Annotated in this window: 22 protein-coding genes; 7 read left to right on the plus strand and 15 right to left on the minus strand. The window is 64.1% G+C overall.

What is annotated here, in order from left to right; translation table 11 throughout:
- Nucleotides 1-44 precede the first annotated feature (44 nt).
- On the minus strand, nt 45-1082 hold the full coding sequence (locus IVB24_RS28860; RefSeq protein ID WP_247769858.1) for a glycosyltransferase family 4 protein: 1038 nt from the start codon (nt 1080-1082) through the stop codon (nt 45-47).
- Between the two features lie 126 nt (nt 1083-1208).
- Between IVB24_RS28860 and galE the strand changes: the two genes are divergently transcribed.
- The 3 genes from galE to IVB24_RS28875 all read left to right on the plus strand — a co-directional run bounded on the left by galE (nt 1209) and on the right by IVB24_RS28875 (nt 4880).
- Nucleotides 1209-2222 (plus strand): UDP-glucose 4-epimerase GalE, encoded by a 1014-nt coding sequence (gene galE, locus IVB24_RS28865; RefSeq protein WP_247769860.1) that lies wholly within the window; start codon nt 1209-1211, stop codon nt 2220-2222.
- A gap of 118 nt (nt 2223-2340) precedes the next feature.
- A complete protein-coding gene (locus tag IVB24_RS28870; protein WP_247769861.1) occupies nt 2341-4143 on the plus strand; it encodes an ABC transporter ATP-binding protein in 1803 nt (600 codons plus the stop codon).
- 35 nt (nt 4144-4178) lie between these two features.
- Nucleotides 4179-4880, plus strand: a complete 702-nt coding sequence (locus IVB24_RS28875; RefSeq protein ID WP_028137558.1) for a fumarylacetoacetate hydrolase family protein — start codon at nt 4179-4181, stop codon at nt 4878-4880.
- Between the two features lie 68 nt (nt 4881-4948).
- Here IVB24_RS28875 and IVB24_RS28880 read toward each other — a convergent pair whose 3' ends face one another.
- From IVB24_RS28880 to IVB24_RS28895, 4 genes are all read right to left on the minus strand, one after another.
- Nucleotides 4949-5407: a nuclear transport factor 2 family protein gene (locus tag IVB24_RS28880; protein ID WP_140480523.1), complete on the minus strand. Its 459-nt coding sequence runs from the start codon at nt 5405-5407 to the stop codon at nt 4949-4951.
- A gap of 11 nt (nt 5408-5418) precedes the next feature.
- Entirely contained in the window at nt 5419-6348 is a 930-nt protein-coding gene (locus IVB24_RS28885) for an aspartyl/asparaginyl beta-hydroxylase domain-containing protein (RefSeq protein ID WP_247769862.1), read from the minus strand.
- Nucleotides 6349-6492: 144 nt separating this feature from the next.
- Entirely contained in the window at nt 6493-6648 is a 156-nt protein-coding gene (locus tag IVB24_RS28890; RefSeq protein ID WP_014493894.1) for a hypothetical protein, read from the minus strand.
- A 144-nt stretch (nt 6649-6792) separates the two neighbouring features.
- The gene (locus IVB24_RS28895; protein ID WP_247769866.1) at nt 6793-7716 is read right to left on the minus strand and encodes a LysR family transcriptional regulator; all 924 of its coding nucleotides are present in this window, start codon (nt 7714-7716) and stop codon (nt 6793-6795) included.
- Nucleotides 7717-7928: 212 nt separating this feature from the next.
- Here IVB24_RS28895 and IVB24_RS28900 point away from each other — a divergent pair, with 212 nt between their 5' ends.
- From IVB24_RS28900 to IVB24_RS28910, 3 genes are all read left to right on the plus strand, one after another.
- Nucleotides 7929-8639: an SDR family oxidoreductase gene (locus tag IVB24_RS28900; protein WP_247769868.1), complete on the plus strand. Its 711-nt coding sequence runs from the start codon at nt 7929-7931 to the stop codon at nt 8637-8639.
- 16 nt (nt 8640-8655) lie between these two features.
- Nucleotides 8656-8889 (plus strand): 4-oxalocrotonate tautomerase family protein, encoded by a 234-nt coding sequence (locus IVB24_RS28905; protein ID WP_166475625.1) that lies wholly within the window; start codon nt 8656-8658, stop codon nt 8887-8889.
- A 129-nt stretch (nt 8890-9018) separates the two neighbouring features.
- Nucleotides 9019-10161, plus strand: a complete 1143-nt coding sequence (locus IVB24_RS28910; protein WP_247769869.1) for a YbfB/YjiJ family MFS transporter — start codon at nt 9019-9021, stop codon at nt 10159-10161.
- A gap of 18 nt (nt 10162-10179) precedes the next feature.
- On the opposite strand, the gene IVB24_RS28915 is transcribed toward IVB24_RS28910, so the two are convergent.
- The 6 genes from IVB24_RS28915 to IVB24_RS28940 form a co-directional block, all read right to left on the minus strand.
- The gene (locus IVB24_RS28915; RefSeq protein ID WP_247769871.1) at nt 10180-11646 is read right to left on the minus strand and encodes an NAD(P)/FAD-dependent oxidoreductase; all 1467 of its coding nucleotides are present in this window, start codon (nt 11644-11646) and stop codon (nt 10180-10182) included.
- A gap of 51 nt (nt 11647-11697) precedes the next feature.
- Nucleotides 11698-12141, minus strand: a complete 444-nt coding sequence (locus IVB24_RS28920) for a nuclear transport factor 2 family protein (protein WP_247769873.1) — start codon at nt 12139-12141, stop codon at nt 11698-11700.
- A gap of 4 nt (nt 12142-12145) precedes the next feature.
- A protein-coding gene (locus IVB24_RS28925; RefSeq protein ID WP_247768201.1) for an IS3 family transposase occupies nt 12146-13299 on the minus strand; the annotation gives its coding sequence in 2 pieces (ribosomal slippage) (nt 12146-13050 and nt 13050-13299; 1155 coding nt in all).
- Nucleotides 13300-13528: 229 nt separating this feature from the next.
- Nucleotides 13529-14950 carry an adenosylhomocysteinase gene (gene ahcY, locus IVB24_RS28930; protein WP_247769874.1) on the minus strand — a complete coding sequence of 474 codons (1422 nt, stop codon included), beginning with the start codon at nt 14948-14950 and terminating at the stop codon, nt 13529-13531.
- Nucleotides 14951-15074: 124 nt separating this feature from the next.
- Complete coding sequence (gene metK, locus IVB24_RS28935; protein WP_094972429.1) at nt 15075-16271, minus strand: methionine adenosyltransferase; 1197 nt, start codon at nt 16269-16271, stop codon at nt 15075-15077.
- 62 nt (nt 16272-16333) lie between these two features.
- Nucleotides 16334-17689: a hypothetical protein gene (locus IVB24_RS28940; protein ID WP_094891512.1), complete on the minus strand. Its 1356-nt coding sequence runs from the start codon at nt 17687-17689 to the stop codon at nt 16334-16336.
- Between the two features lie 172 nt (nt 17690-17861).
- Between IVB24_RS28940 and IVB24_RS28945 the strand changes: the two genes are divergently transcribed.
- Nucleotides 17862-19580 carry a caspase family protein gene (locus tag IVB24_RS28945; protein WP_247769879.1) on the plus strand — a complete coding sequence of 573 codons (1719 nt, stop codon included), beginning with the start codon at nt 17862-17864 and terminating at the stop codon, nt 19578-19580.
- A 219-nt stretch (nt 19581-19799) separates the two neighbouring features.
- On the opposite strand, the gene IVB24_RS28950 is transcribed toward IVB24_RS28945, so the two are convergent.
- The 4 genes from IVB24_RS28950 to IVB24_RS28965 are packed head-to-tail and all read right to left on the minus strand — an operon-like array spanning nt 19800 to nt 23432.
- A complete protein-coding gene (locus tag IVB24_RS28950; RefSeq protein WP_094972431.1) occupies nt 19800-20918 on the minus strand; it encodes a cobalamin-independent methionine synthase II family protein in 1119 nt (372 codons plus the stop codon).
- A gap of 24 nt (nt 20919-20942) precedes the next feature.
- Nucleotides 20943-21659, minus strand: coding sequence for an ABC transporter ATP-binding protein (locus IVB24_RS28955; protein ID WP_247769880.1), 717 nt, complete (start codon nt 21657-21659; stop codon nt 20943-20945).
- On the minus strand, nt 21652-22407 hold the full coding sequence (locus tag IVB24_RS28960; RefSeq protein WP_166468720.1) for an ABC transporter ATP-binding protein: 756 nt from the start codon (nt 22405-22407) through the stop codon (nt 21652-21654). Before IVB24_RS28960 ends, IVB24_RS28955 begins: the two co-directional genes overlap by 8 nt.
- Nucleotides 22404-23432, minus strand: a complete 1029-nt coding sequence (locus IVB24_RS28965) for a branched-chain amino acid ABC transporter permease (protein ID WP_247769882.1) — start codon at nt 23430-23432, stop codon at nt 22404-22406. Before IVB24_RS28965 ends, IVB24_RS28960 begins: the two co-directional genes overlap by 4 nt.
- Nucleotide 23433 lies beyond the last annotated feature (1 nt).

Consider the following 23433-nt stretch of genomic DNA (forward strand, 5'->3'; position numbering starts at 1 on the left):
GGGGTTGTTTTCGCTAAATTTGCGTAGGTCCGCGACGCCAAGCCTCACAGCAGCGGGCGATAGACCTCGCCGATCCGCGCCGCTTCCGCATCGAGGCTGAATTTTTCGAGCACCCGGGCCCGGCCCCGCTCGCCCATCGCCGTCGCGGCGTCGACATCGCGCATCAGCGGCTCCAGTGCCGCAGCCAGCGCCTCCGCATCACCCGACGGGATCAGCACGCCGCTCACGCCATCCTCGACCACCAGCTCGGCCGCGCCGGCGCGTGCGGCGACGAGCGCGCTGCCCGCCGCCATCGCCTCGATCAGCGTTAGGCCAAAACCTTCGTTGCGCGAGGTGAAGGCGTAGATCATCAGCCGCTGATACCAGCGCTGCACCGCTTCGATAGGCAGCTCGCCGGTGATGACGATGCGCGATTGCAGGCCGGCTGCTTCGATCCTTTTTTTCAGGTCATTGGCAAAGGAGGTCTGCTCGGCCGTGACCTGACCAACGATCACGGCGGTGAAATCGGGATAGCGCGGCAGCAGGCGGCACATCGCATCGACGAACACGTCCGTGCCCTTCTGCGCGCGCACGCGACCGAAGCAGCCGATGGCGTAGCGGCCCGGCAGCGCGGCCTCCGTGAACGCTGCCGCGCGATCGATCGACGGCACATAGACGTCGGTGTCGACCCCATGCGGGATCACCGTCGCCTGAACTTTCAGGAACGAAGCCGAGAGATCCGACGTCGCGATGATCGCGTCCATGCGCCGGATCAGCCAGCGCGTGATCCAGCTGTGATGCCGCTGCGCCGCCGAGGTGAACACGAGCTTCAACGGCCAGCCGAGCGCGCGCAGCACGACGCCCGCGATCATCTCGTTGTTGCGCCTCGCGTGCCAGATCAATGGCGCCTTGCGGCGCCACAGCTTCAGAAAATCGGCAACACTCAGGCGCGCGATCCCGGCCGGCGCGTGCGAGCCGAACCAGGCGGCGCGGTATAGTTTCGCCAGCCGCGGCGCCACCATCCGGTTGGTCGCGGTGACCCCGGAATAGCGCCTGTGCAGATTTGGCACGATCACTTCGAGATCGCCCGGGTGATTCGCCACGTCACGCTCCGTTTCGGAAACCCCCTATACGCAACATTAAGCATAGTGACCAGTTCAGCCACGCCGAAACCCCCTCTTCACCGCGCAAACGTTAACTTGGCGCGTTGATCGAAGACGGGTGAGATCATGACTGTGCTAGTCACCGGCGGCGCCGGCTATATCGGAAGTCATACGGTCCTCGCGCTGGCGGAAGCCGGCGAGGACGTCGTCGTGATCGACGATCTCTCCACCGGTTTCTCGGCCTATCTGCCCGAGGGCGTGCCGCTGTTCATTGGCGATGCCGGCGACGAGAACCTGCTCGAAGGCGTGATCGCGCAGCACAACATCGAGAGCATCATCCATTTCGCCGGCTCCGTCGTCGTACCGGATTCGATGCGCGATCCGCTCGGCTACTATCGCAACAATTTCACGACCGCGCGCAATCTGCTCAACGTCGCGGTCAAGCGCGGCATCAACCGCTTCATCTTCTCGTCGACCGCCGCCGTCTACGGCAATCCGGACCAGGTGCCGGTCCCCGAACACGCGCCGACGCGGCCGCTGTCGCCCTACGGCTCGTCGAAGCTGATGACCGAGATCATGCTGCACGACGTCGCCGCCGCCTACGGCATGCAGTACGTCACCCTGCGCTATTTCAACGTCGCCGGCGCCGATCCGCAGGCCCGCATCGGCCTTGCCACCGCCGGCGCCACGCATCTGCTCAAGATCGCGGTGGAAGCCGCGACCGGCCAGCGCGCCAAGATCGACGTGTTCGGCACCGACTATCCGACCCCCGACGGCAGTTGCATCCGCGACTTCATCCACGTCACGGACCTCTCGCAGGCCCATCGTTCGGCACTCACGTACCTGCGCAACGGTGGCGCCTCGACGACGCTCAATTGCGGCTACGGCCGCGGCTATTCGGTGCTGGAGACCATCGACGCCGTGCGCCGGGTGTCAGGCCGCAGCTTCGCCGTGCAATACGCCCCGCGCCGGCCCGGCGACATCATGACCATGGTCGCCGATACCAGCCGCATCCGCGGCCTGCTCGAGTGGAAGCCGCAATACGACGACCTCGAGACCATCGCCGCGCACGCCTTGGCGTGGGAGGACAAGTTGTTCCACGAGCGCCATGGCGAGCTCCGCCACGCGGCCTCGGCCTAGATTCCCTCTGAGCGCAAGCCCTTAATTGGGCTTGAAAAACTCCGCTTGAGCGGGCACAGAGGCCGTTCGATCCCTGACGCGCGGGCAGGCTTTGTCCCGTGCCGTCAATGGACTGCGGATGGCCCAGTTTCCAAAGAAAATCACCGACGATCCCTATGCGGCAATGGTCCTGGTTCGCCGCCTGGTCACGGAACAGGGGGTCGTCTATTGGCGGCGCTACCTCGTCGCCTTCGCGTTGATGGCGCTTGCCGCCGGATCGACCGCGGGCGCGACCTACGTGCTGGGCCAGGTCATCAACCAGGCCTATGTCGACAAGAACATCCCGGGCATCGCGATGTTCTCGGGCATCACGGTGATCCTGCTCTTCATCAAGGGCGTGGCGACCTACGGCCACATGGTGATCCTGACCAAGATCAGTAACGCCATCCTCGCCACCAACCAGCGGCAATTGTTCGCCAAGTTGATGCGCGAGAGCGTCGGCTTCTTCTCCGAACGGCATTCGTCCGAATTTCTGGCGCGGCTGACGGCCGGCGCAAAATCCATCACCGACGTCCTCAACATGCTGGTTAACGCGGTCGGCCGCGACCTCATGATGCTTCTCGCCATGATCGGCGTGATGGTGTGGCAGGACCCGGTGATGTCGTTCATCGGTCTCGTCGTGGTGCCGCCGGCAATGCTGGTGCTGCGCAAGCTGGTCAAGCGCATCAAGGGTCTCGCTTTCAACCAGTTCACCGGCACCGCCGACATCATGGAGACGATGCAGGAATCGCTGCAGGGCATCCGCACCGTCAAGGCGTTCACGCTGGAAGACACCATGCAGAAGCGCATCGACGAGAACATCGCGATCGTCGAGCGCAACGCCAACAAGATGGCGCGCGTCGCCAACCGCTCCAACCCGCTGATGGAGATGCTCGGGGGCTTCGCGGTCGCCGGCTGCCTGCTCTATGGTGGCTACAGCGTGGTCGCGCTCAACGCCACGCCCGGTGCGTTCTTCTCCTTCATGACCGCCTTCCTGATGGCCACCGAGCCGGCCAAGCGGCTGGCACGGCTGAACATAGACCTCAACAGCCAGCTCGTCGGCGCCCGCATGCTGCTCGAAGTCGTCGACAGCCCGGCGAGCGAGCACTCCGACGACGACAAGCCGGCGCTGAAGCTCACCGACGCGCGGATCGAGCTGCGCGACGTCAGCTTCTCCTATCGCTCGGGCGAGACCGTGCTCAACCGCATGAGCTTCGTGGCGGAGCCCGGCAAGGTCACCGCGCTGGTAGGCCCGTCCGGCGGCGGCAAGTCGACGGTGCTGGCGCTGCTGCTGCGCTTCTACGAGGTGACGCAGGGCGACATCGCGATCGACGGCCAGTCGATCGGCGCGATCTCTCGCAAATCGCTGCGGGCGCAGACCGCCTATGTCGGGCAGGACGTCTATCTGTTCCGCGACACCATCCGGAACAACATCGCGTTCGGCAAGCCGGGCGCGACCGAGAACGAAATCGTCGACGCTGCCAAGGCCGCCTGCGCGCATGACTTCATCATGGGCTTCCCGCTCGGCTACGACACGCCGGTCGGCGAGCACGGCACCCAGCTGTCGGGCGGCCAGCGCCAGCGCATCGCCGTCGCGCGCGCGCTGCTCAAGAACGCACCGATCATCCTGCTTGATGAGGCCACCGCCGCACTCGATTCCGAATCCGAACGGCAGGTGCAGGAGGCGATCGAGCATCTCTGCCAGAACCGCACCACCATCGTGATCGCGCATCGCCTGCACACCATCATGCACGCAGACAGCATCCTTGTGATCGAAGGTGGCGAAATCGTCGAGCAGGGCCGACATGACGAGCTGCTCCGTCGCGGCGGGCGCTATGCCTCATTCTTCCGCCTGCAACATCACGATGCCGGCGCTCTGGCGCCGATCAGCGCAACCGCATAGAGTTCCCTGTCAACCTCAAGAGCCGCGAGACCCGCATGAACGCCGCCTCCTACGTCATCCCGCTTCCGCCCCAGGCTTCGCTTCCCGTCGTCGGCGAAAGCGGCCGTTATCCGGTGCGCCGCATCTGGTGCGTCGGCCGCAACTATCTCGAGCACATCCGCGAGATGGGCAATGACGAGCGTGCCCCGCCGTTCTTCTTCGCCAAGCACGCCGATATGCTGGTGCCCGATGGCGCCACCATTCCCTATCCACCATTGACCAAGGATTTGCATCACGAGGTCGAGCTGATCGTCGCGATGAAGAGCGGCGGACTCAACATCCCCGCCGACAAGGCGCTGGATCACGTCTACGGCTATGCCGTCGGCATCGACCTCACCCGCCGCGACCTCCAGATCGCCTCGCGCAAGAAGGAGCGTCCCTGGGAGATCGGCAAGTCGTTCGACGGCTCCGCTCCGTGCTCCGCGATCCAGCCGGCCTCCAAGATCGGCCATCCCGCCAAGGGCAAGATCTGGCTCACGGTCAACGGCAAGGAGGCTCAGAAGGGTGACCTGACCGAGCTGATCTGGAACGTGCCCGAGATCATCTGGCAGCTCTCGCAGCAGGTGAAGCTCGCCGCCGGCGACATCATCATGACGGGCACGCCCGCCGGAGTGTCGCAGCTTCAGCCCGGCGACAAGCTCGAATGCGGCGTCGACGGCGTCGGCACGCTGAAGGTCTCGATCGGCCAACCGGAATAGGCTGCACGACATCTCGAAAATCAAAAGGCCCCGGACATTATCCGGGGCCTTTTTGATTCCGATCACATCTACCAGGCTTTTACCGGTCGATTGGCGTGGCTGGCCTGCGGCACACCACGATTGAGTGACATGTGCGAATGCACGCACAGCCAGCCATCACCTTCTCTCGAAAATACCATCGTCGCGCGACCAGGGCGCGGAAACGCGCTGCCATCGGCATGATAGCCCGTGCTCGTCCATGGCGCGATGACCGTCGCCATCATGCCGTCAGGGGATGCCAGGATCGAAACTTGCTCGAGCACGAAACGGAAGTCGCTTGTCTTGGGCCAGACGTTATTCCATTGACTCGTGACCCATTGGTCGAGGCCGGGGATGACATCGTTATGCGTGCCGAATGCAAGCACGTCGGGATGGAACAGCGGCCTCGCCGAAGCGTAGTCGACCTCGCGGACATAGCCTGCGAAGGTTTCCAGCCACCGGCGGAAGAACTGCACGATCTCGGTGTTCGCAAGCGGCAAGGAAGCCATTTCGCCGCCCGTCACCGTATTGCCGAATAGACGATGAGGCCGAGGATCAGCGCCGTCAGCGAGTACTTCAGCGTGTAGTAGACGTTGCGGTTCCACGCCTTGACCTTGCGGCTGGCGAGGTGGATCTCGTAGAGCTTGCCGAACACCTTGTTGAGCACGCCGACATTCTCGCCCTCGACGTTCTGGGTCGCCGACGCCTTGACGATGTGATGGCTGACCCAGCGGTTGATCGCGGTCATGAAGCCATACTTCATCGGGCGCTCGACGTCGCAGAACAGGATGATGCGGTTGACGTCGGTGGCGTTCTCGGCGCTATGGATGAAGGTCTCGTCGAACATGAAGGCCTCGCCGTCGCGCCAGACGCATTCGACGCCGTCGACCAGGATGCGGCACTTGTTCGAGTTCGGCGTGACCAGGCCGAGGTGATAGCGCAGCGAGCCGGCAAAGGGATCGCGGTGCGCGCCGAGCTTGCCGCCCGGCGGCAGCATCGCGAACATCGCGCCATGCACGCTCGGGATCGACTTGAGCAGCTCCACCGTCTTCGGGCACAGCGTGTTCGCCGACGGCAGGAAGTCGTCGTACCATTTCAGGTAAAACCGCTTCCAGCCGCTCTTGAAGAACGAGTAGAAGCCCCAGTCGTTGTTCTTCGCGGCCGCGCGGATGAAACCTTCGTCGAACAGACGCACGGCCTCGTCGCGGATCGTTTCCCAGTTCTCGCTGAGGGGTTTCAGCTCGGGAAACTGCTCGACCGGGATCACCGGTTTGTTCGGAACGGCAGAGCCGGCGTACATCAGCACATTGTAGGGGGCGAGGTAGGTCGAGTGATCGCCGAGCTGGCGCGCAAAGCGCAGCCGCTGCTTGCCGCGGAAGTGCACGTAAATCGTCGAGGCCGCAAGCACATAAAGGATGACAAGTTGCGGTGCAAAAAGCTGTTTCACCATTTCCCCAGCTCCCAACTGACCCAGCCGGGAACGTGATCTACCTCGGCCAGGCCCAAGCGGCAAGATATTCACCGCTGGGTTGCAATCACGCTGGGGAGAACGGCGGTGCGGAACCTGGGTTGAAACTGGCCGAAACGAGCTGAATCACGCCCGGGACAGCGCCTGGAGACCCTTGAAGGTCAGGCGCTTGGGATCCGTGACGCCGGCGAGATAGAGCCGGCGGATGAAGGCGATGACGGCGTCGCGGTCGCAATCGGTCAGCGCGACGACGGCGTCGACCGCGATCTTTTGGGCTTCCATTGGGCTCACCTCGGCCTTGCGAGTAACCCGGCCAAGACAGGCTAGGACTCACCGGTTAATCCGGCGTTAACCGTTCGGGCAGCATGGCTGATTCAGCCCGGTGCCCGTATACGCAAAACAACGCATTGCCGAGGGTGCAGCGGCTCATCGCGCAGCCATGCTCTTCTTGAGCTGGGCAAATTGCTTCTTCAGCCGCGGCACCGCAAAGTCGGTGAAGGCACGCACCTTGGGCACCGAAAGCCTGCCCTGCGGGCAGATCAAATGCGCGGGCATCTCCGGATCCTCGTCGCCGGCCAGTACGATCTCGAGCTCGCCGCGCGCGACCTGCTCCGCCACCTGGTAGGAATACATCCGCGCCACCCCGCGCCCGGCCACGGCGGAGGCCACCGCCGCATAGGTACTGTTGACGACGAGGCGCGGAGTAAACTGCACCGTCCGGGCCGCCGACGAGCCGGCCTGCGGCACAAAGGTCCAGGAGTTCGGAAGATGCGCCATCGCCACGATCTGATGCTTGGCAAGATCGCCGGGCTCGGTGATGCGCGGGTGCTGCTTGAGATAGCGCGGCGCCGCCACGACGACGCGGCTGATCTCGCCGACCCGCATCGCCACCATCGCTGAATCCGCGAGAGGCCCGATGCGGAGCGCGACATCGACGCCTTCCTCGATCAGGTTGACCGCACGGTCAAACAGCAGGAGCTTTGCCGACACCGTCGGACAGGCATCGAGAAACGCATCCAGGATCGGCCGCAGCACCATCTCGCCGGACACAACTGGTGCGGTGATCGTAAGCAGGCCTCGCGGCGCCGAGCGCGGTCCGGCGGCAATGTCGTCGGCCTCCTCCAGCTCCGCGAGTACGCGGCGGCAGATCGCGAGATAGCGCTCGCCCTCCTCGCTCAGCTTGATCGATCGCGTCGTCCGGTGCAGCAGTTCGGCGCCGACCCGCTCTTCCAGAAAAGCGATGGCGCGGCTGACCGCTGCCGGTGAGCGGCCAAGCTTGCGCCCTGCGGCCGCGAGGCTTCCCTCGTCCACCGCGAGGACGAACACATTCATCGCATCCAGACGATCCATGCCTTCCCGTCGCCCCATCAAACTCCGGTGACAAGCTAGGCGCTCGTCCCCACCGCGACAACCGCCGCCAAGGCCAGATCCGGCATTCGTTCGCGCCACGTAACAGTGTCTGCCGGACAACGTGTATTCGCAGCCGGGCCGCTGGAGCGTACCTCACACGCGGGGCCGGCCGCTGCTGGCTCAGGTTCTGAAGCCAACAACAGGAGCCCGTCATGGGTATCGAACAGAAGGTCGCCATCATCACCGGGGCATCGCAGGGCATCGGCTCCGCCCTGGTCAAGGGATTTCGTGATGGCAACTACCGCGTCGTGGCAACGGCCCGCTCCATCAAGCCGTCGGGCGACGACGATGTTCTCGCCGTCCCCGGCGACATCTCGGATAGAGCCACCGCCGAGCGCGTGATCTCGCAGGCCGTCGCCCGCTTCGGCCGGGTCGACACGCTGGTGAACAATGCCGGCATCTTCGTCGCAAAGCCGTTCACGCAGTACACGGCCGAAGACTATGCGGCGGTGATGGGGACCAATGTCGCAGGTTTCTTCAACGTCACGCAGCTCGCCATCGCCGAGATGGAAAAGCAGGGTTCTGGCCACGTCGTCCAGATCACCACCACCCTGGTCGAACAGGCGAACTCGAACGTGCCCTCGGTGCTGGCCTCGCTGAGCAAGGGCGGACTGAGCGCCGCGACCAAGTCGCTCGCGATCGAGTATGCCAAGCGCGGCATCCGCGTCAACGCGGTGTCCCCCGGCATCATCAAGTCGCCGATGCATCCGGTCGAGACGCATGCCCAGCTCAGCGCGCTGCACCCGGTCGGCCATATGGGCGAGATGTCCGACATCGTCGATGCCGTGCTCTATCTCGAGGGTGCTTCCTTCGTCACCGGCGAGATCCTGCATGTCGACGGCGGCCAGAGCGCCGGCCACTGAGCCGAGGATAAACACGATGCCCATCGTCACCATTCAAGTGACCCGCGAGGGAACGACGCCGGGAGCGGCGTCGATCACCGCGGAGGAAAAGGCCGCCCTGATCAAGGGATCGAGCCAGGTCTTGCTCGACGTGCTCGGCAAGCCGCTCGATTCCACCTTCGTCGTGATCGAGGAAGTCGACCTGGATAATTGGGGCTGGGGCGGCCTGCCCGTGCCGGAATTCCGGCGCCGCCGCGCCCAGACCGGATGATCCGCGCGCCATTGAGCGCAGGAGGATGAAATGATCAACGCAGATACGAAGCAACACATCGAGACCCGGCTGCACCCGCAGCCGGGGTCAAACTCTGGCTCAACGTCCCAAAGAACCTGGCGATATGCCGTGGCAGGATTGTCCGCGTCACTGGTCGGCCTCGGCCTCGCCCGCTTTTCCTATACCCCGCTGATCCCGGCCCTGATCGCGGCAAGATGGTTCAGCGCATCAGACGTCGTCTATCTCGGTGCGGCGAACCTTGCCGGCTATCTCGCCGGCGCGCTCGCCGCACGGGCCGTCGCTTCGCGCATCGGCGCGGTCCCTGCGCTGCGAGCGATGATGCTGCTGGCGACCCTCTCCTTCTTCGCCAGTTCGGCACCGGTGTCGTTTACCTGGTTCTTCGCCTGGCGCTTTCTGTCAGGTCTCACCGGCGGCATCATCATGGTGCTGGCGGCTTCCGTCATTCTGCCGCACACCTCACCCGCACGGCGCGGCATCGTCGGCGGCGTGATCTTTGCCGGCGTCGGCCTCGGCGTCGCAGCATCGGGCACGCTGGTGCCGCTCTTGCTGCAACAGGGCCTCCAGCAGAGCTGGTATGGCCTTGGCGCGCTCTCGGCCCTCCTCACCCTCGCGAGCTGGTGGAACTGGCCTGCTGACGCCAAGGGCAATGCGGCTCCTTCGCATCAGGCAAAGCCCCATCGAGCCTCGCCCGCCGCCCGCGCGCTGCTGGTCCAGTACGGTCTCAACGCGGTAGCGCTGGTGCCGCACATGGTTTTCATCGTCGACTTCGTGGCCCGCGGCCTTGGCCAGGGAATTGCCGCGGGATCGCACTACTGGGTGCTTTACGGCCTTGGCGCGATCGTCGGTCCGCTCGCCACCGGCCATCTCGGTGACCGGTCCGGGTTTGGACCGGCATTGCGCGCGGCCTTCCTGATCGAGGCGGCCGCTGTGTTGCTGCCGACGGTGAGCACCGCGCCGGTCTCGCTGATCGTATCAAGTGTTGTGGTCGGCGCCTTCACGCCAGGCATCGTGCCCCTGGTGCTCGGGCGCATCCACGAGCTCGTGCCGCATTCGGCCGAACAACAGCGCGCGACCTGGAGCCACGCCACTACGAGCTTTGCGCTGTTCCAGGCGGCAGCGGCCTACGGGTTCTCGTGGATCTATGCGCAGACCGGTGGCGACTATCTGGTCCTGTTCGGACTCGGCGGTGCGGCGGTGGTGCTGGCACTGGCGATCGACCTTGGCCTCGCGCTCACTACGCGCAAGGCATAGATGCAGCCCGCGGCGTGATCAGGAATATCGCATCACGCCGTCGTCGATCCGGCCGAAGCGCAAGGAGACGATGTCGAGCGCGTAGTTCTGGTACAGCCGCCACGGCTGCTTCGAGCCCTGCTTCGGCATCTTGGCCACCGAGCGCTGCACATAGCCCGAGGTGAAGTCCAGCGAGGGCTGTGCCGTGATCTCCGGGTCGTCATTATGCGGCATGCACTGGCGGAAATTGTGCCGGTCCATGTAGTTGATGAGCCGGCAGACATATTCGCAGGTGAGGTCGCATTTCAGCGTCCAGGACGCATTGGTGTAGCCGAACGCCGAGGCCATGTTGGGCACGTCGGCATACATCATGCCCTTGTAGGTCAGCGTATTGGCGAAATCGACGGCACGGCCGTCGACACTGACGTCGAGACCGCCGACGACCTGAAGCACCAGCCCGGTCGCCGTCACGACGATGTCGGCGGCCAGTTCGCTGCCATCCTTCAGGCGAATGCCGTCGCGCGTGAACGTGTCGATCTCGCTCGTGACGACGGAGGCGCGCTGCTCGCGGATCGCCGCGAACAGATCGCCGTCCGGCACCAGGCACAACCGCTGGTCCCAGGGATTGTAGCGCGGCGTGAAATGAGTGGCGACGTCGTAGTCCGGGCCGAGCGCCATCTGCACGCCCTTGAGGACCAGCTCCTTGACCTTCGCAGGACGGCGCCGGCTGAGCTGGAAGAAGAACATTCCCCACATCACGTTGCGCCAGCGGATGACATGATAGGCAAGCCGCGTCGGCAAATTACGGCGGATCTTGTTGGCGACGGGATCCTGCGCCGGACGCGACACCACATAGGTCGGCGAACGCTGCAGCATGGTGACCTGTGCCGCCTTCTTGGCGAGCTCCGGCACCAGCGTCACCGCGGTCGCGCCCGACCCGATCACCACGACGCGCTTGCCCGCGTAGTCGATGTCCTCGGTCCATTTCTGCGGATGGACGATGCGCCCGGCGAAATCGGCGGAGCCCTTGAACTCCGGCGTGTAGCCCGCCTCGTATTTGTAATAACCCGAGCACATGAAGAGGAAATTGCAGGTGAAGCGCACCAGCTCGGTCGCGCCCTCCCCCGTGATGCGTTCAGCCTCGATGGTCCAGCGTGCGTCCGGCGTCGACCACGAAGCGCGCTTGACGCGATGGCGGAAGCGGATGTGCTTCTCGATGCCGTTCTCGGCCGCGGTCTCACGCACATAGTTCAGGATCTGCGGCCCGTCTGCGATCGCCTTCGGATCGGTCCACGGCTTGAAGGAATAGCCGAGCGTGAACATGTCGCTGTCCGAACGGATGCCGGGATAGCGGAACAGGTCCCAGGTGCCGCCGATGCAGTCGCGCCCCTCCAGAATGACGTAGCTCTTGCCCGGGCACTTCTTCTGCAAATGATAGCCCGCGCCGATGCCGGACAGGCCGGCACCGACGATGAGGACGTCGAAATGTTCTTTGGCTTCGGTCATGGCGTCTCTCCCCCGGTACAGGATGGGCGGCGCCGCGCCGAATTGCAACCGTCAGGGCATGGTCGCGGCGTAGACACAGGCAGTGTCGAAGTACTCATGAAACTCGACCGCCCTGCCGTCCTTGAAGCGCCAGAAATCGACCTTCGGTGTCTCAGCGAGCTTTCCGGTCTTCTTGTTGGTCCACGCGCATTTGCCGCGCGCGACGACGGCGTCGCCTTCCGCGACGTATTCGTTCATCGTGTAGTACTGCATGCTCCAGTCGGCCAACAGTCCGTCAAAATAGCCACGCAGCTCGCTGCGATCGTCATAGCTCTTGGCAAAGGGCACCGCCGCAGCCCCACGCGGAATCGAATCAAACTTGATCTGCGGACCGATGACGTTGTCGAACCAATGGTCGACGCTTTGGCCCTTGCTCTCGCTCCACTGGCGATAGGCTTCCTTCAACAATTGAACGTTGGCTTCGCTGGACTGAGCTGCTGCCGGTTTGATGGACACCAGGTTAAGCTAATCCCACCTTACGCTCGAACTCAACGGGGCTGAGATAGCCGATGGTCGAATGACGCCGGACGGCGTTATAGAACCGCTCGATGTAGTCGAACACATCTGCTCTTGCCTCGTTCCTGGTGCGATAGGTCTTGCGCTCGGTGCGCTCGGTCTTCAACGACGAGAAGAAGCTCTCCATCGCCGCGTTGTCCCACACATTGCCGGATCGGCTCATGCTGCAAACGATCCCGCTGTCGGCCATCAGGCGCTGGAACTGTTCGCTGACGTATTGGCTGCCGCGATCGGAATGATGCATCAAAGCATCCGGGTTGCCGCGGCGCCAGACTGCCATCAACAGGGCATCGGCAACCAATTGCGCTGTCATACTAGAGCTCATCGACCAGCCGACCACACGGCGCGAGAACAGGTCGATCACGGCCGACACGTAGAGCCAGCCCTCGGCGGTCCAGATGTAGGTGAAGTCGGCGATCCACTTCTGGTTCGGCCGCTCAGCCACAAACTGACGATCCAGAAGGTTCGCCGGCACGTTCGCTATCTGCCGGTCGCCTTCGTCCTTCGGCAGGCGCCGGCGCCTTGGTCTCGCCCGCAAGGCCTGCAGGCGCATCAGCCGCTCGATTCGATGCAGGCCGCAGTCGACGCCGTCTGCCAGAAGGTCTCTCCAGACGCGCCGTGCGCCATAGGTCCGGTCGCTGGCAACGAAGCTCGCCTTGACCCTCTGGCCTACCGTCTCGTCGCTTCGGGATCTGGCGCTGGGCGATCGGTTCAGCCAGGCATGGAAGCCCGACCGCGATACGCCCATTGCTTCGCATAGCCATGCCACCGGCCAGATGGTCCGGTGCTTCGCGATGAAGCCGAACTTCATGTCGCTTCCTTCGCGAAGTAGGCAGCGGCCTTTTTTAGGATGTCCCGCTCCGCCTTCAGCTTGGTGACCTCGCGCCGCAGCCGCTCGATCTCCAATTGCTCAGGCTTCATTTGCCCGTGGCCGGGGAAGGCCTGAACGGGATCGGAGCCGAACTCCTTCACCCATTTGCGCAGCACGTTCTCATGAACCCCCAGGTCGCGGCCGGCTTGCGCCACCGACACCCCTCGTTCCCTGACAAGCTTGACCGCCTCGACCTTGAACTCTCGACTGAACTTCCGTCTCTGCATGACCACCTCCGGCTTCATGAAACACCCAATCTCGGTGTCCATCAAACCGGCAGCAGCTCAGACATCGCATTCCCTCCCTATGCATTCTGACAATGAACGTTGGAAAGCGGCCGCCCGCTGCAAAGTGGCAGGCTTGTTTCGGCTCTACCTGTAAGCGTACCACAAGGCAGACCGATAAAAAAAGACCCCGGATCGCTCCGGGGCCCTTTGTGTCGCAATTGGGTCAGGATCAATAGCGGTAATGATCCGACTTGAACGGGCCTTCCTGCTTCACGCCGATGTAGTCGGCCTGGTCCTTGCGGAGCTCGGTGAGCTTGACGCCGATCTTGGCGAGGTGAAGACGCGCGACTTTCTCGTCGAGCGACTTCGGCAGCACGTAGACTTCCTTCTTGTACTTGCCGTCCTTGTTGTTGGCGTAAAGCTCGATCTGCGCCAGCGTCTGGTTGGTGAAGGAGGCCGACATCACGAAGGACGGATGGCCCATCGCGTTGCCGAGGTTCACGAGGCGGCCTTCCGACAGCATGATGATGCGGTGCTTGTCGGGGAATTCGATCTCGTCGACCTGCGGCTTGATGTTGGTCCATTTCAGGTTACGCAGACCCGCGATCTGGATCTCGTTGTCGAAGTGACCGATGTTGCAGACGATGGCGCGATCCTTCATCGCGCGCATGTGCTCGATGGTGATGATGTCCTTGTTGCCTGTCGCGGTGACGAAGATGTCGGCACGGGGAGCCGCATCTTCCATGGTCACGACTTCGTAGCCTTCCATCGCGGCCTGCAGAGCGCAGATCGGATCGACTTCCGACACCATGACGCGGCAGCCGGCCTGGCGCAGCGAGGCGGCCGAACCCTTCCCGACGTCACCAAAGCCGGCGACCATCGCGACCTTGCCCGACATCATCACGTCGGTGCCGCGGCGGATGCCGTCGACCAGCGATTCACGGCAGCCATAGAGGTTGTCGAACTTCGACTTGGTGACGCTGTCGTTGACGTTGATGGCGGGCCACAGCAGCGTACCGGCCTTCTGCATGTCATAGAGACGATGCACGCCCGTGGTGGTCTCCTCGGAGACGCCCTTGATGCTCTCGGCAATCGCGGCGAAGTAGCCCTTCGGCTTCTCCTTGAGCTGCTTCTTCAAAAGCGCGAAGAAGACTTCCTCTTCTTCCGAACCGGGCTTGTCGAGGAAGGCGGTATCGCCCTTCTCGGCGCGCAGGCCGAGATGGACGTACATGGTGGCGTCACCGCCGTCGTCGAGGATCATGTTCGGGTGACCGCCGCCGTGCCAGTCGAACAGCTTTGCGGTGTAGTCCCAGTACTCCGCCAGCGTCTCGCCCTTGACGGCGAAGACGGGAATACCGGCGGCCGCGATCGCGGCGGCAGCATGATCCTGCGTCGAATAGATGTTGCAGGAAACCCAGCGGATATCGGCGCCGAGGGCTGCCAGCGTCTCGATCAGCACGCCGGTCTGGATCGTCATATGCAACGAGCCGGCGATGCGCGCGCCCTTCAGCGGCTGCTTCGGGCCGTACTCCTCGCGGGTGGCCATCAGGCCGGGCATCTCGGTCTCGGCCAGCGAGAGCTCCTTGCGGCCGAAATCGGCGAGCGTAATGTCCTTGACGATGTAATCGGTGAAGCCGGGCTTCGCGTTCATGGGAGGTTCCTGTTTGTTTGGGCTCGTCATTCCGGGACGCTCGTGAAACGAGCGAACCCGGAATCCGGAGGTTCGAGATTCCGGGTTCGCCGCTATCGCGGCGCCCCGGAATGACGCGAGAGAACTAGAGCGCGCGCTTGAGCTGCTCGACGAGGTCGGTCTTCTCCCAGGAGAAGCCGCCCTCGTTGTCGGGCGTGCGACCGAAATGACCGTAGGCCGAAGTGCGCGCGTAGATCGGGCGGTTGAGATCGAGATGGCTGCGGATGCCGCGGGGCGTCAGATCCATCGCTTGCGCCGCCGCCTTCTCGAGCTGGTCCTCCGACACCTTACCGGTGCCGTGGGTGTCGATGTAGATCGACAGCGGGCGCGCCACGCCAATGGCGTAGGCGAGCTGGAGCGTGCAGCGGTCGGCAAGACCGGCGGCAACGATGTTCTTGGCGACGTAGCGCGCGGCATAGGCCGCCGAGCGGTCGACCTTGGTCGGATCCTTGCCGGAGAACGCGCCACCGCCATGCGGAGCCGCGCCACCGTAGGTATCGACGATGATCTTGCGGCCGGTCAGGCCGGTATCACCATCGGGGCCACCGATGAAGAATTTGCCGGTCGGGTTGATGTGCCAGATGGTCTTCGGCGTGATCCAGTCCTTCGGCAGCGCCTCGCGCACATAGGGCTCGACGATGTCGCGGATCTGCGTGGACGAGATGTCCTCGATCAGGTGCTGGTGCGAGACCACGATCTCGCGCACGCCGACCGGCTTGCCGTTCTCGTACTGCACGGTGACCTGGCTCTTGGAGTCGGGGCCGAGCACCTTCTCCTTGCCGGAGTGACGGGCTTCGGAGATCAGGCGCAGGATCTTGTGGGCGTAGAAGATCGGCGCCGGCATCAGATCGGGCGTCTCGTTGGTGGCGTAACCGAACATGATGCCCTGGTCGCCCGCGCCCTCTTCCTTGACCTCGCCCGGCTGAAGCGCATCGACGCCCTGCGCGATGTCGGCCGACTGCGGATGCAGGAGGATCTCGATGTCGCAGGTCTTCCAATGGAAGCCTTCCTGCTCGTAGCCGATATCCTTGATCGCGCCGCGGACGACGCCCTCGATCTGCTCATTGGTCACCGACTTCGGACCGCGGGTCTCACCGGCGATCACCACCTTGTTGGTGGTCGCGAGCGTCTCGCAGGCGGCGCGGATCTGCCAGGGGTCGATGCCGGCCTTCGGCCCTTCGCGGTAGAACAGATCGACGATCTCGTCGGAAATCCGGTCGCACACCTTGTCCGGATGACCCTCGGACACGGACTCGCTGGTGAAGAGATAGGACGCGCGCATCAGTAACCCCTTGTTCCGCCACTAAGCCGGCGGGCGTTTGCGATTTTTACCTGTGAATGAAGTCAATCACGCCGGCGCGAGATGACGTAGGATTCGTCGAGAAACCAGAGCCCATTGTACTTCCGCAGCACGTCCCTGGCGGCATCCAGAGTGCGGCCGTTTTGAGTCATTTCTGTCAACCGGTCGTCCTCAATCTGAGCGACATACACCGCCGCATTCCACGCTGCAAAGGCCGTCGAGGTTCCGATAGTGCCGGTTACCTCGTTGGGCAGCGCTTCCATATCATACCTGAAGATCGAGCGGTTATCCGCATATGCATTAAAATTTAAGTCGCGGCCCAACGAGCCAAGTTCATACTTAACGGCGCGCAATAGCTCATGACGGCTCACGGCGAAAGGATTTTCTCCGGGCCAGATCGCCTGGATCATTTCCATGCCCGGATCCTGGCCATGGGAGTGGATTCCGATCAGTCGCCCTCCCGGCCGAAGCGCCTTTGCCAAGGGGGCGATGATCCGCTTGGCCCGGAAATTGACCGAGGACAGGGCCCGGTAGGGCTGGGACGCGATGACGAGGTCGAAATTGGCCTCGGTCTGGCCCGGCCGCGGAATGGTCGAATCCAGCAAGAATCGGTGATCCTCGCGATAAAGCACGAGGACCACGGGCCGTTCGTACAGCGGCATGGCGGTACGCGGGCTGATCGCGGCACGCCAGTTCTGCTCCAGGAATGGCCGGAGCTCCGCGATCTGCTGCTCGAACTCGCCTGACGAGGCGCCCCGCAGCGGCACCTCGTGCCAGACGGTCGCCGCCGCCGCGGCTGGCGATGCCGGCGTCAGCCAGGGCGCCTCCGAGTAGAACATGTTGGTGAAGACGAACACCGATGCCGGATGCTCGAAAATGCGGTCCGGCACCTTCTCCAGCGTCAGGCGCAGATCCTCCAGGCTGAGCTCCTTGCCGGCAACGTAGAACGGCATGTGGGGGTAGCGTTGGTGCGTCGCGCGCAGCACCCGCGCCAGCACCGTGCCGTCGCCGACGCCGGCGTCGAACAGGCGCAGGGCCGGTGGGCGCGGATGGATGGAGGCGAGCTCCAGCGCGACCCTGTCGGCGACCACCCGCTTTTCGCTGCAGGTGTGGACGAACAGCAGGTATTTCTGCCGGTTCTCGAAGAAGCGGAAATTGCCGCGCGGGTCGCGCTTTTCGGGCGGCACCTGAAGCCCCCGCGGCGGCGGCACTCCCCCGGCCATCGATGCCGCCATATAGGCCTGGATCCGGTCCAGCGTGTCGATGGTGATGCGCTTGCCCTCGCGCAGGCGATGCACCAGCTTCCCATCGTTCACCGCGCGCCGGCCGAACGTCGATTCCGCCATGTCCGCCTTACGGCAGAACTCGGTGATCTGGCTGAGGATTTCGTCGTTTTTCATGAGTGGGACGCGGTGGGCAGAAAAATTGGGCTTCGCCTCCTAGCAAAATCTGCCCACCAAAGGAATAGCAGCTGTCTGACTTTTCCTCGTCTGCTCACGCCAGCGTGGCCCGTGAACCCCCACGGCAAGCCGGACAACAAACAAGCGCCTTCCTTTGATGGGGACCTTCGCCATGCGCCGCCTGCTCGTCGCGCTCAGTCTGCTTGCCGCAATCCTGGGGTCGGCGCCCGCGGCCGCGCAGGCCCGCAACCAGCTCGGGCCGCTCTGCACCACCGACACGACGCCGGCCGACAAGATGATCGACGCCTGCACCAAGATCATCGCTCTGAAGGCGTTTCGGGGCGAGCAGCTTGCGACGATCCATTTCTGGCGCGCCGTCGGCTGGAACAAGAAGGGCGACTACGCGAAAGTCGTCACCGACGCCACCGAAGCGATCCGGCTCCAGCCGAGCCAGGCAGCCTACAACCTCAGGGGATCGGCCTATTACGACAAGGGCGACTACGACATCGCGATCGCAGACTTCGACGACGCGCTGAAGCTCGGACCACCCAGCGGCACCATCTTCCACAATCGGGGCAACGCCTGGCGCGGCAAGCACGACTATGCGAAGGCCATTGCCGACTACGACATGGCGATCAAGGCCGATCCGAAAGCGACGTTTTCGTTTCAGAACCGGGGCATCTCGAAACAGGCCCTCGGCGATCTCGACGGCGCGCTTGCCGATATCAACCAGGCGATCCGGCTCGATCCCTCGCTGCCGCAGCCGCTGATCAACCGCACCGCGATCTGGCGCGCCAAGGGCGATCTCGACCGCGCCATCGCCGACGGCAGCGAGGCGATCCGGCTCGCCAGGGAGAAGCCGCCAGCCAATATCATGACGCCGCCGAACAGCGTGCTGATCTCCGGCTACACCCATCGCGCGCTGGCCTTTGAAGCGAGGGGCGACTACGCAAGTGCTCGCGAGGACTACAAGGCGACGCTCGCGATCGCAGCATCCGATGCCGGCAGCAAGGCCAACCAGGCCACAGCAAAGGTGCGGCTGTCGCTGGTGACCGAGACGAGCGCGCCGATCCCCCGCGATGCGCCCTCGCCAGCGACGCAGCCGACCGCGGCGCCTACTCCACAGCAGACCGGCGCAGCGCAGCTTCCCTCACCTGCGCCAGCCCCTCGCGACACACGCGTGGCGCTGATCATCGGCAACGGCGCCTATGCGCACGTCAAGGCGCTGGCCAATCCGGCCAACGACGCACGCGCCGTCGCAAAGAGCCTGCGCGATATCGGCTTCACCGTGTCGGAAGGCATCGATCTCGACCGCGCCGCGATGCAGAAGATGACACGCGACTTCCTGCGTGAGGCCGCACGGGCGCAGGTCGCGGTGGTCTATTATGCCGGCCACGGCGTCCAGGTCGACGGCCGCAACTATCTCATTCCCATCGACGTCGAGCTCAAGCCGGGCACGGCCATGACCGAGGCGATGATCGACATGGACACGATCATGGCCGGCCTCGACGACCAGGTCCGCACCAACATTCTGATATTCGATGCCTGCCGCAACAATCCCATGGCGCCGAAGGTCGCATCCGCCGGGACCAATCGCAGCATCGAAGGCGCCTCGGGCCTCGCGGCGCCAACGAGTCTCAGCACCGGTGCGACATTGGGCGCAGGCACATTGATCGCCTTCGCCACCGCGCCGGGCCAGGTCGCGCTCGACGGTGAAGGCGCCAACTCGCCGTTCTCCGCCGCGCTGTCACGCCACCTCGGCACGCCGGGGCTGGAAGTGCAGCAGATGCTGACGCGGGTCCGGGCCGAGGTGGTCTCGAGCACGAAGAGCAAGCAGGTGCCGTGGTCGAACTCGTCGCTGCTGGGCGAGGTTTATCTGGCGGAGAAGTGAGGGGTTAAAGGTAGCCCGGATCCAGGGAAGCGACGTCCGATGCAACTGATCCCGCATGTCGCTTTGCTCATGCGGGCTACGACTGCGTCCCAACACTCAACCGTCATCGCCCGGCTTGACCGGGCGATCCAGGACGTAGAGACGGCGTGTTTCAATCGAGAAGCTGCGGCGTACTGGATTCCCCGCCTTCGCGGGGAATGACAGCAGCCGCGCGGTAACTCAGTTACCCCACACTTCCTTTGCGATCTCGACCGCAAGGCTCAGCTTCGCCCACTGCTCTTCCTCGGAAAGGACGTTGCCCTCTTCGGTCGAAGCAAAGCCGCATTGCGGCGAGAGCGCGAGCTGCTCCAGCGGGGCGAACTTGGCGGCTTCTTCCAGACGGCGCTTGATGTCGTCCTTCTTCTCGAGCTCGCCGAACTTCGAGGTGATGACGCCGACCACGACGACCTTGTTGCCCTTGGGCAGGAAGCGCAGCGGCTCGAAGCCGCCGGCACGGTCGCTGTCGTATTCGAGAAAATAGCCGTCGTAATTGGTGCCGGCGAGCATGGTCTCCGCGACCGGCTCATAGCCGCCCGAGGAAATCCAGGTCGAACGGAAATTGCCGCGGCAGACATGCGTCGTCACCACCATGTCGGCGGGCTTCTCGGCCAGCGCGTAATTGATGATGCGGGCATAGATCTGCTGGAGACCGTCCGGATTGTCGCCGCGCTCGCGCGCCTTCTGCAACTCGTCCTGCGAGCAGAGATAGGCCCACACGGTGTCGTCGAACTGGAGATAGCGGCAGCCGGCGTCGTAGAAGGCCTTGACCGCTTTCCGATAGGTCTTGCCGAGGTCTTCGTAGAAGGCCTCGAGATCGGGATAGACTTCCTTCGAGATCGCCTTGCGGCCGCCGCGGAAATGCAGCACCGCGGGCGACGGGATCGTCATCTTGGCGGTGACGTGGGCCTGGTCGGCGACCTTCTTCAGGAAGCGGAAGTGGTCCAGCATGGGGTGATCGGCGGGGAAGTCGAGCTTGTCGATCACCCGCACAGCGTCGTGCCGGGTCTCCACGCCAGCGAACTGGATGCCTGCGTCGGGATGAAACAGCTCGCAGCCGGTGAGCTTGGCCAGGAAGTCGAAATGCCACCAGGAGCGGCGGAATTCGCCGTCGGTCGCGAGCTTAAGGCCGAGCGAGGCCTGCTTGTGCACGACCTTCTCGATCTCCACGTCCTCGATCTTGCGCAGATCGTCGGCCGAGATCTCGCCCTTCTCGAGCCGGCTACGGGCTTCCTTGATCTTGGCCGGACGCAAGAGGCTGCCGACCTCGTCGGCGCGGAAGGGGGCTCTGTTTCGCTGCATGTCTTACTCCCTGGACATTTTAGTTTAGTGAGCTGCGGCCCCGGCGACGCCGAGATGGCGTTCCAGAACCGAAGGGTCGGCTTTCAGCGCGGCGCTCGTAGCGTCGTGGACGATCGTTCCGCGCTCCAATATCACAACGCGGTCGGCCAGCCCCAGAATCTTTTGGGCATTCTGTTCGACGATGATCGAGCAGATGCCGCCTGCCCGCGTGATACTGCCGATCGCCTTCAAGAGCTCCTCGACGATGATGGGAGCAAGGCCCTCGGTCGGCTCGTCCAGCAGCAGCACTTTCGGGTTGAGGGTGAGCGCGCGGCCGATCGCCAGCATCTGCTGCTCGCCGCCGGAGAGCTGGTTGCCGAAATTGCTCCGCCGCTCCTTCAGCCGCGGGAACATCTCGTAGACCTTCTCGACCGTCCATGGACCGGGCTGCGCGACCGCGGTCATGTTCTCCTCGACCGTCAGCGAGCGGAAGATGTTGCGCTCCTGCGGCACCCAGCCGATGCCGGCGCGTGCCCGCTGGTCGGGCCGGAGCGAAGTGACATCGGCGCCGGCGAGCGCCACGCTGCCGGAAAAGCGGCGGGTGACACCGACGATCGAATTGATCAGCGTGGTCTTGCCGGTGCCGTTGCGGCCCAGCAGCGCCAGCACCTGCCCCTCGGCGAGGCGCAAGGACATGTTGGGCAGCACCACCGCTTCGCCATAGCCGGCGCGCAACGCCTCGATCGCGAGCAGGTCAGACATTGACCGCCTCCTCGCCGAGATAGACGGCCTTGACCTGCGGATCGCGCGCGACCTGCTCGGGCGGGCCCTCGGTGAGCAGCCCGCCCGAAACAAGCACGGAGATGCGGTCGGCGAAGGAGAACACGAGGTCCATGTCGTGCTCGATCAAGAGCACGGTGACGTCGCGCGGCAGGCTGCCGACGACCGCAAGAATGTCGTGGCGCTCGCTCTCGGGCACGCCGGCAGCGGGCTCGTCGAGCAGCAGCACGCGCGGCTTGGCCGCGATCGCGACCGCGATCTCGAGCAGGCGCTGCTTGCCGTAGGGCAGCGTTACGGTCTGTTCGTTCATGACGTCGAGCAGATGGAAGCGCGCGAGCAGATCGGCGATCTCACCGTTGACGTCGCTGCGCGTACCCATCCGCCGCCACCAGTCGCCGCCATGGCCGAGGCGCTCGGAGACGGCAAGGCCGATGGTCTCGAGCGGCGTCAGGTCAGGATAGAGCTGGTTGATCTGGAAGGTGCGCGACAGGCCGCGCAGCACGCGCTTGTGCACGGGAAGATCGGTGATGTCCTGGCCTTCGAGCAGAATGCGGCCCGAGTTCGGCTTGAGCACACCGGTGAGCTGGTTGATCACCGTGGTCTTGCCGGCGCCGTTGGGACCGATCAGCGCGTGGCGGGCACCCTGCTCGATCTTCAAGGAGAGGTCGCGGGTGACGCGCAGGCCGCCGAACTGCTTTTCGAGGTTCTGGGTTTCGAGCGCGATGGTCATGTGTCGCTCTCCGGCACGGCGACGACCGCCTTGCGACCGGCAATCTGCTTGATGATCAGGTTCGGCACGTACAGCACCCAGCGATGCAGGCGCTGGCGCCCGACCAGCACGATCACGACCAGCACCAGGCCGATCCAGAACTGCCAATATTGCGGGGTGATCGTGGAGAACACTTCCTGGAGCATGCGGAAGATCACCGCGCCGATCAGCCCGCCGTAGAGATAACCGGTGCCGCCGATGACGAGCACCAGCATCAGATCGGCGGAGCGTTCGAAGGCGAAGACGTCGAGCGAGGCGATCGCGGTTGTCTGGGTGAACAGCGCGCCCGCGACGCCGGCATAGAATGCCGCGAGCGTATAGATCGCGATCAGGCGACGGTTGACGGGAATGCCGATCGCGGCGGCGCGCAGCGGATTGTTCTTGATTGCGCGCAGCGACAGGCCGAACGGCGAATGCACGACGCGGCGGGCGAACAGGAACAGCAGGAACAGGACGGCGAGCGAATAGAAGAAGCCGGCCTTGCCGAACATGTCGAACGGGATCGCGCCGAGGATCGGCTGCATCTCGATGCCCTGCAGGCCGTCGGTGCCGCCGGTGATGCTGGAGAAGCGTTCGGCGAGCGCTTCCAGCAGCAGCGCGATGCCGAGCGTCACCATCAAGCGGGTGAGATCGACGCCGCGGATCACCAGGAAGCTGGTGGCAAAGCCGAGCACCATCGCGGCAAGGCCGGCGACGATCAGCGCCAGCACGGGCTCGTTGACGATACCATGAAGCGCGAGCAGCCCCGCCGCATAGGCGCCGACGCCGAAGAAGGCGGCGTGGCCCAGCGAGACGATGCCGGCATAGCCGAGGATCAGATCCAGCGACATCGCAAACAGCGCCAGCCGCAGGATGTCGGTCATGATCAGATAGCGCGTGGGAAACGCGAAGCCGCAGGCCAGCACGATCAGCCAGAAGGCGACTTCGCCATAGTGCCAGCGCGCCTGGCGCTGGGCGTGATGACCGACGTCGGAGGAAGCGCTCATC

Source organism: Bradyrhizobium sp. 192, assembly GCF_023100965.1.
Classification (GTDB): domain Bacteria; phylum Pseudomonadota; class Alphaproteobacteria; order Rhizobiales; family Xanthobacteraceae; genus Bradyrhizobium; species Bradyrhizobium symbiodeficiens.

Bases quoted from the DNA above. Each gene is read 5' to 3' on its own strand.
- IVB24_RS28905 (WP_166475625.1), top strand. From the start codon at position 8,656: ATGCCCATCGTCACCATTCAAGTGACCCGCGAGGGAACGACGCCGGGA.
- IVB24_RS28875 (WP_028137558.1), top strand. From the start codon at position 4,179: ATGAACGCCGCCTCCTACGTCATCCCGCTTCCGCCCCAGGCTTCGCTT.
- IVB24_RS28895 (WP_247769866.1), bottom strand. From the start codon at position 7,716: ATGGATCGTCTGGATGCGATGAATGTGTTCGTCCTCGCGGTGGACGAG.
- metK (WP_094972429.1), bottom strand. From the start codon at position 16,271: ATGCGCGCGTCCTATCTCTTCACCAGCGAGTCCGTGTCCGAGGGTCAT.
- IVB24_RS28965 (WP_247769882.1), bottom strand. From the start codon at position 23,432: ATGAGCGCTTCCTCCGACGTCGGTCATCACGCCCAGCGCCAGGCGCGC.
- IVB24_RS28950 (WP_094972431.1), bottom strand. From the start codon at position 20,918: ATGCAGCGAAACAGAGCCCCCTTCCGCGCCGACGAGGTCGGCAGCCTC.
- IVB24_RS28890 (WP_014493894.1), bottom strand. From the start codon at position 6,648: ATGGAAGCCCAAAAGATCGCGGTCGACGCCGTCGTCGCGCTGACCGAT.
- IVB24_RS28940 (WP_094891512.1), bottom strand. From the start codon at position 17,689: ATGAAAAACGACGAAATCCTCAGCCAGATCACCGAGTTCTGCCGTAAG.
- galE (WP_247769860.1), top strand. From the start codon at position 1,209: ATGACTGTGCTAGTCACCGGCGGCGCCGGCTATATCGGAAGTCATACG.
- ahcY (WP_247769874.1), bottom strand. From the start codon at position 14,950: ATGAACGCGAAGCCCGGCTTCACCGATTACATCGTCAAGGACATTACG.
- IVB24_RS28960 (WP_166468720.1), bottom strand. From the start codon at position 22,407: ATGACCATCGCGCTCGAAACCCAGAACCTCGAAAAGCAGTTCGGCGGC.
- IVB24_RS28885 (WP_247769862.1), bottom strand. From the start codon at position 6,348: ATGGTGAAACAGCTTTTTGCACCGCAACTTGTCATCCTTTATGTGCTT.
- IVB24_RS28870 (WP_247769861.1), top strand. From the start codon at position 2,341: ATGGCCCAGTTTCCAAAGAAAATCACCGACGATCCCTATGCGGCAATG.
- IVB24_RS28945 (WP_247769879.1), top strand. From the start codon at position 17,862: ATGCGCCGCCTGCTCGTCGCGCTCAGTCTGCTTGCCGCAATCCTGGGG.
- IVB24_RS28915 (WP_247769871.1), bottom strand. From the start codon at position 11,646: ATGACCGAAGCCAAAGAACATTTCGACGTCCTCATCGTCGGTGCCGGC.
- IVB24_RS28955 (WP_247769880.1), bottom strand. From the start codon at position 21,659: ATGTCTGACCTGCTCGCGATCGAGGCGTTGCGCGCCGGCTATGGCGAA.
- IVB24_RS28900 (WP_247769868.1), top strand. From the start codon at position 7,929: ATGGGTATCGAACAGAAGGTCGCCATCATCACCGGGGCATCGCAGGGC.
- IVB24_RS28880 (WP_140480523.1), bottom strand. From the start codon at position 5,407: ATGGCTTCCTTGCCGCTTGCGAACACCGAGATCGTGCAGTTCTTCCGC.